The sequence below is a fragment of the Acinetobacter sp. Ver3 genome, from assembly GCF_000632455.1.
GTDB lineage: Bacteria > Pseudomonadota > Gammaproteobacteria > Pseudomonadales > Moraxellaceae > Acinetobacter.
Genome location: NZ_JFYL01000130.1, coordinates 1 through 2,809, shown reverse-complemented (window position 1 = coordinate 2,809; position 2,809 = coordinate 1). Strand labels below are relative to the sequence as shown.

General features: G+C 36.1%; 2 protein-coding genes, 3 pseudogenes and 1 other annotated feature. All 5 genes and pseudogenes read left to right on the top strand.

Translation table 11 applies throughout. The features are described 5' to 3' along the window. Positions 1 to 155: 155 nt before the first annotated feature. Positions 156 to 308: pseudogene (locus tag CL42_RS16900) on the top strand (hypothetical protein); the annotation flags it as partial. Between the two features lie 181 nt (positions 309 to 489). Continuing rightward, positions 490 to 750: a helix-turn-helix domain-containing protein gene (locus tag CL42_RS15790; protein WP_035270813.1), complete on the top strand. Its 261-nt coding sequence runs from the start codon at positions 490 to 492 to the stop codon at positions 748 to 750. Next, the gene (locus tag CL42_RS15785; RefSeq protein ID WP_035270811.1) at positions 747 to 1,976 is read left to right on the top strand and encodes a type II toxin-antitoxin system HipA family toxin; all 1,230 of its coding nucleotides are present in this window, start codon (positions 747 to 749) and stop codon (positions 1,974 to 1,976) included. The genes CL42_RS15790 and CL42_RS15785 overlap by 4 nt, the downstream gene beginning before the upstream one ends. 134 nt (positions 1,977 to 2,110) lie before the next feature. Then, positions 2,111 to 2,285 (top strand): annotated as a pseudogene (locus tag CL42_RS17465) (IS5/IS1182 family transposase); the annotation flags it as partial. Positions 2,286 to 2,335: 50 nt separating this feature from the next. After that, positions 2,336 to 2,809 (top strand): annotated as a pseudogene (locus tag CL42_RS15780) (transposase); the annotation flags it as partial. Then, positions 2,611 to 2,727 (top strand) — a sequence feature (AL1L pseudoknot). (Overlaps the previous pseudogene by 117 nt.)

Here is a 2,809-nt window from a genome sequence, read left to right as displayed (position 1 = left end):
ACAAACACATTTCGCATAATATAGATTATGTTAAATTAAGTACACTTGAATGATATCAGCGTTAGTGTATCAAGCATTAAAATTGAGCCCTCATTATTTATAAAAGCGTGTATTGGGCTGAACGAGCAGCCAATTGAGTTTATGCAAAATCTCAATATGTTATTGGGTCAATGTCCGATAAAGGTGATGTTTTACCGAAAGATTATAAAAAGGCATTGGATTGGTACACTAGGGCAGCAAATCAAGGCAATAATGATGCTACACAAGCTCTTAAAACGATGAAAAGTAAGTTGATTACAAATAATTAACTCACCTAACAGTTTAGGAAATAAAAGAAGGCAGTTAAAAATCTGCCTTTTTATTTATTGTTGAATTCTATTTTTAAGCTAATTTTTTGTTAAATACCCATAAAATGTTAGCTATATAGCTAACATTTGAAAATTTGTATGATATATTAGCTATATGGCTAATATTTGTGATTGGATTGCTATGATGAGTAGAGTAGAAATTGGGGAAAAAATTCGTATAGCACGAAAAGCTCTTGGTCATACACAGCAAGAATTATCAGAATTGACTCGAATTAACAAAACCACAATTTCTGAAATCGAGAATGGCCGCTTTACTGGTTCGTTTGACATATTTGAGCGTGTACTTGATACAGTAGGTTTACAGTTTGATGTATATCCGAAGCAACATTCGTTGCCCCACTGGGATGATATTGAAAATATGTTTTCGGAGGATAGCGAATGAGTACACCAAAGCTTCCAGCCAAAATCACTAATATTAAGGTATGCGCTAATCATGCTGAATTAGGCGTTTTAACATATGGTTCAGTGCACCACTATCAGCCGACTCAGGAAAAACAGCATGTATCACTCACTATGACTCGCAAAGGCATAGATGGTTATTCTTCCGGTGCACTTCACCCAATTTTTGCTCAGAATTTACCAGAAGGTTTTAATCGACGATTTATTGCTGAAAAACTTGCCAGATATGCCAAAGTTAATGACATGTATTTATTGGCACTACAAGGCAGTCAAGGAATTGGAATGCTCTCTTATAAAAGTGAGCTAAATTTGCCTGACGCAGATTCTTTAAACTTGAGTGAAATCCTATCTTACCGTAGTAAAGAACCCCTTTTTCCACAGCTATTAGAAAAATATTATCTCAGAAATTCTCTGTCCGGTATGCAACCCAAAGTGAGCATTCCGAATGCAAAAACTGTTCAAACGGATAGAACAGTTCAACAAAAAGATTTAATCGTAAAGTCGTTTGATTCGGAATTTCCATTACTTACCGTCAATGAATTTGTTTGTATGCAGGCTGCGCGACAGTGTGGGCTTGAACCGCCACAAACGTACTTGTCTGAAAATTTAGAAACATATGTTGTAGAACGGTTTGATAAATCCAGTGATGGTACAAAACTAGGTTATGAAGATTTTACGACGCTCATGAAGAAATCAAATGACCCCGATGCAAAATACACAGGGAGCTACGAAACACTATTGAAAGCGACCCTTTTATACACTGGAAGCATAACTGAGGTTGAAAAAATGTATAAATGCATCGTATTCAACTGCTTAATTGGGAATGGTGATGCGCATCTGAAAAACTTTGCTCTACAGTATTCTCCGGATATGAAAAACATTTTTGTTTCACCACCATTTGATATTACGCATACACTTATATACGAATCAATAGATAATAAAATGGCGCTTAAACTCGCTGGAAGCAAAGCATTTCCTGAAATATCACATCTCTTAAAATTAGCTGAAAGCGAGCATTTTAGAATTAGAAATCCGCGAGAAATCATCGAATCTTTTAGCGAAAACATATTGGATTATCTCCAAGTATCTAATGAAGTGCAGCTATTTGATGGATTGCGGACATCTATAGAACAATCAATCTCAAATATTATAAAATCAAGCTCTAGTACAAAAATTTATCGACATGACAGAAAGAAGAAATTTGAATAATGAGAACAATAACCTATAAGTTACTGTTCTCGCCTACGCCAAAAGAATAGACGTCGTTTGTCCAAGAGATGCTTTAAATAGGCTTTGTTGCACAAACCTATCTATAAAGGCTTATTCAACATTATAATTCTCAAATGAATAAGCCCACATCTAAAATCTATCGCACAACCAATTAGCCTTCTTATAACAAAGCATTAATAAATCGAGAAAATATCTCTATTTGGTTTGATCCCAAAAACTCAATGGTACGCTCAACCAAAGGGCAAGCATGGTCTAAATCAAACCTATTCTGATGCTGCTATCCAATGCTGAACCGTACCGGGTTTGTCGGAGAGTCAATATTCTGACAGACTACCCCGATGACAAAATTAAAATATACCCCTGAAATCAGAGAAAGAGCGGCTCAATTATTGATTGAATCTGAAAAAGATTATCCTTCTACTTGGGCTGTAATCACAGCAATTTCGCCTAAGATTGGTTGTACTCCTGAAACACTTCGTGCCTGGCATCAAAAGTATTCAGATCAGCAAAATCCTATTAAAGTACAACAGATATCTGATCAAGAAAAAATGAAGCAAATGGAACGTGAAATTAAAGAATTAAAGCGTGCCAATGAAATTCTACGTAAAGCAGCCGCTTTTTTCGCCCAGGCGGAGCTCGACCGCCCACACAAATAATGGTGGATTTTATCCATAACAATAAAGATCGATATGGTGTTGATGCGATTTGTAGGATTTTACCGATCGCAGCTTCAACCTATTACCGAACTTTAGATCTCGTTGATGAGAAGCATTGCTTCGCAAGAGAATATCGAGCGAAACGAGATCTACATG

Excerpts from the sequence above, each read along its gene's own strand:
- CL42_RS15790 (WP_035270813.1), top strand. The coding sequence starts at position 490 with ATGATGAGTAGAGTAGAAATTGGGGAAAAAATTCGTATAGCACGAAAA.
- CL42_RS15785 (WP_035270811.1), top strand. The coding sequence starts at position 747 with ATGAGTACACCAAAGCTTCCAGCCAAAATCACTAATATTAAGGTATGC.